The organism is Streptomyces sp. NPDC006798 (assembly GCF_040635975.1).
In the GTDB taxonomy this organism is placed as follows: Bacteria; Actinomycetota; Actinomycetes; order Streptomycetales; family Streptomycetaceae; genus Streptomyces.
The window spans coordinates 1-7,399 of record NZ_JBEYIS010000106.1 but is presented as its reverse complement, the minus strand read 5'-3'; the positions used below and the strand labels follow the sequence as shown (position 1 = coordinate 7,399).

Annotated in this window: 5 protein-coding genes; 2 read left to right on the top strand and 3 right to left on the bottom strand. The window is 73.1% G+C overall.

The window, feature by feature from the left end:
* Nucleotides 1-127 precede the first annotated feature (127 nt).
* Nucleotides 128-811: a snapalysin gene (snpA, locus tag ABZ714_RS34635; protein ID WP_358829346.1), complete on the bottom strand. Its 684-nt coding sequence runs from the start codon at nucleotides 809-811 to the stop codon at nucleotides 128-130.
* 491 nt (nucleotides 812-1,302) lie between these two features.
* Here snpA and ABZ714_RS34630 point away from each other — a divergent pair, with 491 nt between their 5' ends.
* Nucleotides 1,303-2,265 carry a LysR family transcriptional regulator gene (locus ABZ714_RS34630; RefSeq protein ID WP_358829345.1) on the top strand — a complete coding sequence of 321 codons (963 nt, stop codon included), beginning with the start codon at nucleotides 1,303-1,305 and terminating at the stop codon, nucleotides 2,263-2,265.
* A gap of 687 nt (nucleotides 2,266-2,952) precedes the next feature.
* Here the strand turns inward: ABZ714_RS34630 and ABZ714_RS34625 are convergent.
* Together ABZ714_RS34625 and ABZ714_RS34620 are read right to left on the bottom strand one after the other, a co-directional pair.
* Entirely contained in the window at nucleotides 2,953-5,055 is a 2,103-nt protein-coding gene (locus ABZ714_RS34625) for a peptidoglycan recognition protein (protein WP_358829347.1), read from the bottom strand.
* Between the two features lie 363 nt (nucleotides 5,056-5,418).
* Nucleotides 5,419-5,955 (bottom strand): NUDIX hydrolase, encoded by a 537-nt coding sequence (locus ABZ714_RS34620; RefSeq protein WP_358829344.1) that lies wholly within the window; start codon nucleotides 5,953-5,955, stop codon nucleotides 5,419-5,421.
* A gap of 246 nt (nucleotides 5,956-6,201) precedes the next feature.
* Between ABZ714_RS34620 and ABZ714_RS34615 the strand changes: the two genes are divergently transcribed.
* Nucleotides 6,202-7,311, top strand: a complete 1,110-nt coding sequence (locus ABZ714_RS34615) for a hypothetical protein (RefSeq protein ID WP_358829343.1) — start codon at nucleotides 6,202-6,204, stop codon at nucleotides 7,309-7,311.
* The last annotated feature ends 88 nt before the right edge of the window (nucleotides 7,312-7,399 follow it).

Below are 7,399 nucleotides of genomic sequence, written 5' to 3'. Positions count from 1 at the left end.
AAGGAGTGGCGGGTGGAGCGCCGGGCTCCGGAGTACTGGTGGACGACGGGCGCCCTGCGCTCCGACGGCCCGGACACCGAGGTGGACCGGATCACGCCCGGGAGAACGGCCCCGGGGGGCGGGTCCGTTACCGGTTGCGGTTCACCGGCGCGAAGCCGTAGGCCCACAGCTGGTTGACCCGGTTGCGCTCGGCCGAGTTGGGGATGTCGTTCTGACAGGACGGGCCGGGGCCGCCGCCGGACATCAGCTCGCTGCACGGGCCTCGGTAGTTGTCCCGCAGACCGAGGACATGGCCGGTCTCGTGGGTGGTGACGCGGTTGGAGTTGTAGATCTGGTTCTGCCGGTAGTCGAGGAAGATGTAGCCGCGGCCGTGGCCGTCGGTGCTGGCGTACGAGCCGCGCGGGTCATTGCCCTCGCGGTAGGTGAAGCTGGGGTTCGGGCCTTCCTGGAGGCGGACGTTGGCGACCGTGCCGTTCCACACCTGGGTGCTGCGGGCTATCTGGCTGCGGAACGAAGGCGCTCCGGCGGCGCTGTAGTTGACGGTCACCGCGCGGGCGCCGGGGTTGGCGGCGCGCTTCTCGGCGACGGACTTCTGGACCGCCTTGAAGAACGCCTCGGTGGCACGGGCGTCCTCGCCCGAGCCCTCGTACGACTCCCAGGCGGCGGTGAGCGCCTTGGACGTGACGGAGAGACCGGCGGAGTCGGCCGCGGGGACGGCCGAGGAGTCGGCGGCGGTGGCGGGGGTGGCGCCGAGTGCCGCGGCGAGGCCGACACCGATGGCGGCGGCGAGGACGGATCGGGGGTGACGCATGGGGGGCTCCTACTCGTCCGTTGAACGGGTTCGGTACGGAGTTTCGAGGAACCCCCCCTGCTTGGGATGATGCCAACCGGCGATAACGCCCGGCTATCACCGGCCCGTCGGGCGCGTTCCGCCTCGGTGGCGGAGGCGGGCGTTCCGGGGCGTACGGCCGTGGTCGGTCCGCCGTCGGGCCGTCGCACGGGGATCGCTCGGGGATCGCTCGGCGAGGGGTTCGCCGACGGTCCCGGACAGGGGGCGGGACGTGGACCGGCCGGGCCGTGAAGGGGCCTGCCGGGCCCGCGCCGAGGCCGCGCCGGGGTCGTTCGAGCCAGGTTCACACAGCCGTACGCGACCGTTCACACCGGCCCCCCGGACGGCCACCGTCGCTGTCCGCTATCCGGTTCAGGGGATTCCGTTTGTTGTTTTTCTTTGCCGGTCTTTGTGGCGGTGCGCCGGGACTGTGCGTCTGGTGTGGCCGGGCGGCCCGGTCCTACGCTCCAGTCATGGAGCTCGAGGTGAGACACCTTCGCGCACTGTGCGCCATCGCGGACACGGGCAGCCTGCACAAGGCGGCCCGCCGACTGGGCGTCAGTCAGCCGTCGCTGACGACCCAGTTGCGCCGGATCGAGCACTCCCTCGGCGCGGAGCTGTTCTCCCGGCAGCGCAGCGGCTGCCGGCCGACACCCGTCGGCCGGGCCGTACTCAGCCGGGCCCGCCCCCTGGTGGCCGAGATGGGCGCCCTGGTGGCGGAGGCCAAGGCCGCCGCCGCCCGGTCCCGGGGCCCCCGGCTGCGGATCGGATCCACCGCCAGCCGCGCGCTGCCCGGCTGGCTCGGACGACTCCGCCGCAGGCTGCCCGGAACGGATATCTCCCTCCATATGGACGTCTCGCCGAATGCCCTGCTGAGGATGGTCGCCGCAGGTCAGCTCGATGTCGCCTTCGTCCACGAGGTGGAGGGCTCGCCGCTGACGGTGCCGCCCGGACTCGCGGTCCGGGTCCTGGTCGAACGCGAACCGCAGTTCGTCTCCATGGCCCGGGACCATCCGGCCGCCGCCGCGGCCGTCGTCGACCTGGCCGACCTCGCCGGTGACCGCTGGATCGTCGACCCCACCGTCGACGGCGAATGGGAGGGCGTCCGCAGGGTGCTCACCGCGGCCGGGATCGACCCCCAACTCCTCCACGGCGACTACCACACGGCCGCCGCGCTGATCGCCGTCGGCGAGGGCGTCGCGCCCTGCCAGCCCACCTCCGACCCGCGCGACGACATGGCCGTACGACCGCTCCGCGGCGACCCGCTGGCGGTCCGGCTGCTGCTGGTCACGGGCCCGGACGGAGCGGAGCGGAACGCGGGGGTGTACGAGGACCTGGAGGCCGCGTACCGCGACGCGGCGGAAGGATCGGCGGCGTACCGCCAGTGGCTCCGCCGGAACAAGAGCCCGTTACTGGCCGTCCCGGCGCCCTGCTGACCCCCGGCGGTGCGCGGGTCCCCCGATCGGCAGAGGACGGCCGCCCGGGGCGCCCGCCCCTTCTGCGGATCGGCGGATGGCCGGGGCCGGGGCCGGGGGCGGGGGCGGACGGCGAGGCTGGTGATCGTTCGGGCGGGGCTACCGGCACCGCGCATGTCGGCTCCGGGCAGCCGGAGCGGCCCGCGGAGGCCCGGGCTCAGGCCCCGGCGGAGGCCCGGTGCCGCCGCTGCCGGAGGGCGCGGTGCCGCAGCGCCTGCGGAAGGCGGCCCTGCCGTCGCGTACCGGGCCGCGCCCGGGGGCCTGATCCGGTCCGCGGTCTGCGGACCGTGAGTGGCTTGTCGCGCAGTTCCCCGCGCCCCTGAACGCTCTCCCCGGCGCCGCCCCTGTGGAAAAGAGCCACGCCTCAGTGAGAGGGGCCCGCCTCCCTACGAGGGCGACCAGGAAGGCAACCTAGGGGCGCGGGGAACTGCGCGACAAACCACGGGCGGGCCGCGGACCGCCGACAGCGATCGGTCGCCGGGCGCTCCCCGGACAGTTGGGGCGGTGCCCGGGAGGGCCAGGGCGCCCGGGGTCCCTCATTGCCGAAGGCATAGGGGGCGGAACTGCGCGACAGCCACTCACGGTCCGCGGACCGCGAGGATGTTGAGGTCTCCGATGGGTCCCGGGGTCAGGGCCCCGGGACCGGGGTCAGCGGAGGTAGATCAGGCCGTCCGTGGTGATCGTGGGGCGCTTGGAGGTGCCGGTGACGACGATCTTGACCGTGTGCCGGGCGCTGGTCGACCAGGTCTGGCTCCAGATCACATCCCGGAACTTGGTCGTCGTGGACCGCAGATCGACCGTTTTGGCCAGCTTGCCGTCCACATAGATCGACGCCTGGCCGGAGGTCGCCGCGCGGGAGACCACCCAGGCGGCCGAGCGGCCGGAGAAGGACCAGGTCAGGGAGGCGTTCTTGGTGGAGCTGCTGTACGACTTCCCGCCCAGGTAGCCCGAGGCCGACTTGGTCGACCAGGAGCCGGTCCGTACCGCCTGGGTCTCCTGGAGGATCACCGGGGTCGCGGCGACGGACGCCGAGGCCGTGTTGCCCGCCTGGTCGGACGCGGTCAGCGCCCAGGTCGCGGCCGTGCCCGGCTTGGCGGTGAGGGAAGCGGCGGTCGCCGTGGGCCCGTAGAGCGCGGCGGTCGGGCCGGTGAGCCGGACGTCCTTCAGGGCCCGGGCGTCGGTGGCCTTCCAGCCGAGGGTGACCGGGACGGACGTGGCGCCGGCCGTGCCCGCGCGCAGGGCGACGGACGGCCTGGTGGTGAAGACGGGCACGGTGGTGTCGGCGACGACGGTACGGGGCGCGGAGGTCACGGTCTTGCGGGAGATGTGCGTGGCGCGGACCTCGACCCGGTGGGTGCCCGGGGCGAGGGTGACCCTGGCGGAGGTCGCGGTGCCCGGGAGGGACGCCACCACCTTGCCGCCGACCAGGACCTCGTACTTGCCGATCAGCGCGGCCGGGGTGGTCGCCCGCCAGTTCACGGTCGCGGTGTTCTTCACATAGGTCGTGGTGCCGACCGTGCCGCCGCCGGTGACGGAGCCGACGGCCAGTCCGGACACGGCACCGCCCGCCAGTTCGCGAACCGTCTTGAGCTGCGGGAAGGTCAGCTTGCCCGGGCATTCGGTGGCGTAGACGTCACCGTGGCCGTGGATGGTGGGGAAGGTCAGCCGGGTGCCCTGGGCCCACTTGCGGCCCGCGAGGTTGCCGCCCGCCGCGCCCGCCGTGAGGACGGTGGTGCCGGCCGGGTCGACCCCGTACTGGCCGAGCTTCCACGCGGCGACCCGGGCCGCGGAGTTCAGCGCGGCCTGCGGCGGGGACGTCTGCATGAAGTTGCCGAGGATCGAGACGCTGGTGGTCTCCGCGTTGAAGCCGTACGCGTGGGCGCCGACGACGGGCCGGTCCGTGCCGCCCTTGCGGCCCTCGAAGATCGTGCCGCACTTGTCGACCAGGAAGTGGTAGCCGATGTCCTTCCAGGCGCGTCCCTTGACGTGGTACGCGTACAGGCCGCGGACGATCGCGGGCGACTGGTCGCAGGTGTAGGCGTTGGTCTCGGAGGTGTGGTGGACCGTGACGGCCTTCACCCGGTCGTCGGGGAGATAGGCCGGGGCCTCAGGGCTCATCGACTCGTCGGCCTGCCAGCCCGCGCGGGTGGTGACCGGGGGACGCGGGGCGGTCGACGGCGGTCCCGGGGTCGGGGTGGGCGCCACGGTCGGCGTGGTGGTGGGCGCGGTGGCGGACGGCGTCGGGTCCGGCGAGGCGGCCGGGGAGTCCGTCGGCTGCGGCACCGGCGGCTCGGTGGACTGGGTGGGCGCGGGCGCCGGTGTCGACGTGTCGGCGGGGACGGTCGGCTCGGTGGTCGTGGCCGGTGGGGTCTCCGTACCGGCTTCCGTACCGGATCCGGCCGTCCCGGTCCCGGCCGTCCCGGTCCCGGTCTCCGTCTCGGCCAGCGGGCGGGTGTACGCGGCGGGCTCCATCGCGGTCACCGAACCGGTACCCGGGTCGACCATGTCGAGCCGCAGCCCGGCGGGCAGCTTCGTCACAGCGCCGCCCGCCTTCGCCCGTACCTCCACGCCCTTCGACGGGCCGACCCAGACCGGGTCCGTACCGCCGCGGCCCCCGGCGTCGCCCAGCAGGGCGTGCTCGCCCTCCAGTCCACGCCACGGCGACCACTTCCCGGACGCCGCCGCCTTGGTCCGTACCTCGACGGATCCGGTGATCCGCGCGGCGGGATCGGTCCAGGTCACACCGAGCATGCTGAAGGGCTCGGTGTCCCGGCGGGCCAGTGCGGCGGAGGCGCCGTCCGCGGCGATCTCCAGACCGGCGGCCCGGGCCTCCGTACGGGGCGAGCCGGACGCGGCGTTCTTCCCGCCGCCGCTGCCGCCCCCGTCGGTCGGTCCGCCCGCGACGCCCTGGATCACCAGCACACCGGCGACCCCGGCCGCGACCGCGCCGCCGCCCCACCACAACCGTCTCTTCCCCGCCCCCACGGACCCTCCCCAAGTTGAATTTTTGATGTGTAACGCAACAACTGGGGTGCAAGTTACCGGAGGGGTGCACGCAAACACTCGGGAGGGGCGGTACGGACAGGTGATATCGGCCCGTCCCGGACGCGGACCTCAGAACGTTCCGGCCTCGTCCAGCAGCAGATAGAGCAGCCCGTTGAGGGTGGCGCCGCTGACGATCTCGCGCCGGTCGATCATTCCCCTGATCTCGGAGAGGGGGATCCACTCGATCCGGTCGGTCTCGTTCCGCTCGACCGGCGGCCCGGTGTACGTCGCGCCCTCGCCCCGGAAGAGGAAGTGCTCGGAGTCGGTGATCCCGTTCGCGGGCTGGGCGTAGAGCATCGGCTTGATCGCCGAGATCCGCCAGCCGGTCTCCTCCTCCACCTCCCGTACGGCGGTCTGCTCCGGCGTCTCGCCCGCCTCGATCAGCCCCATGGGCAGCTCCCAGCCCCAGGTGTCGGTGACGAACCGGTGCCGCCACATCATCAGCACCCGCTGCCGGTCGTCCACGACGGCGGCCACCGAGAGATGCCGTATCCGCACCACATGGTGGTCGAACCGGTGGCCGTCGGGCTGCTCGACGTCCACCAGCCACAGGTTCACCCAGGGGTTGGTGTAGATCTGCCGCTCACCGTGGACGGTCCACCGCATCGCACCCGACTCCTCTGCTCCGTCGTGCCGTTCGGCACCGTTCCGTCCGGTCGTCGGACGGTGTGCTGATCGTCCCACCGGGCCCGGTGGCGTTCCCGGCACTACGGCCCCGCTTCACCCGCAGGTGACCGGGCCCGGCCGAATCGGCGGCGGCCCGTGCGGCCGAATCCGCGCGACGGTGCGTAAACACCTTGGCCGGACGTCGCCCAGCTGCGAAAATGCGTCTCTTTCCCAGGTGGAGGGCGCTTGTTCGTTTTTCTGTGCGCGGGCTGCGGTGCCGAGTTGACCGCCCCGCTGTCCCGGGTAGCGCTGCCGGTGCACGCCCGTCAGAAGTACGGCAACGCGGCTCAGCTCCCGGTGCTCATGCGGTCGGGGGAGTTCGCCGTGGACCCCGACCCCTGGGGCGGCCCGTGGCGGGAATGGGACGAGACCGATCCGGGCGAGGCGGCGGCGCGCGGTATCTACGCGCCGGTCCACGCCCTGTCCGACGGAACGCCCGGGGCGAGTGTCATCGCACCCGGTGATATCCGGGGAACCCGGCTGATTCCCGAGAAGCGCGGCGGTGCCTGCTGCGGCCTCGACGGAGCCGACGGGCCCAATATGGCCTGCGAGGTCTGCGATCTCCCGGTGGCGGCCAGGGTCGACGACTGCTCGCTCTGGCAGATGGTGCGGCTCGACCCGGACGCTGTGCGCCGGGTCCCCGTCGGCGGTGTTCACACCGCGCCCCTTGCCTGGGCGGAGCTGGTGGCGAAGGAGGAGGAGACACCCCTGTTCGAGCCGATCGCCACCTGGGGCGGACCGTTGGGATCAAGCCACTACTGGTCGTGGAGTCCTCGGTGGGAGGCGGCGGCCGGCCATGCGCTCGCCCATCTGCTGGTGGCCTCCGAGGGGCGGCCGGTGGAGGTTCCGGGCGGCCTGGCGGCGGTGGTGTTCCGACGCGCGCTCGATGCGCTGCTGCCGCCGGGTGGCCCGAAACGGCGGGCCGTCCCGGCCGGACCGGGACAGCCGGACGCCGACGCGGACATCCTCCTGGTGCCGATCCATCCCCGGACGGGGCGGACCTGGGCCCCCGAGGGGGCGACGGCGTCCGCCTCCGCGTATCCGGTGCCCCTGCCGCTGGGGGTGTGGCTGCGGCTCGTCTCACCGGAGCCGTACCCGCCGGTTCCGGTATCGGGCCGGATACCCCGGGACGTGCTCCGCGACGATCCGCCCCCGCCCCGCCCCGGCCAACTCTTCCGGGCCGACCGGAGAACGTTCCAGCACACCTTGGTCCGCCCGCCGGCCGTACGCGGTCCGTGGATGCGCACGATCTTCGAAAACCTCACCGACAGCGTTTCGGCGCGCCTCTTCTACTGATCTTTTCGTAAGTTCGGTGGGTGTGGTGGGTGGATGGTCAGGCCGGTGTGGGCGAGGAATGACCATGGCAGTCGGGGGTTGGCGTTGA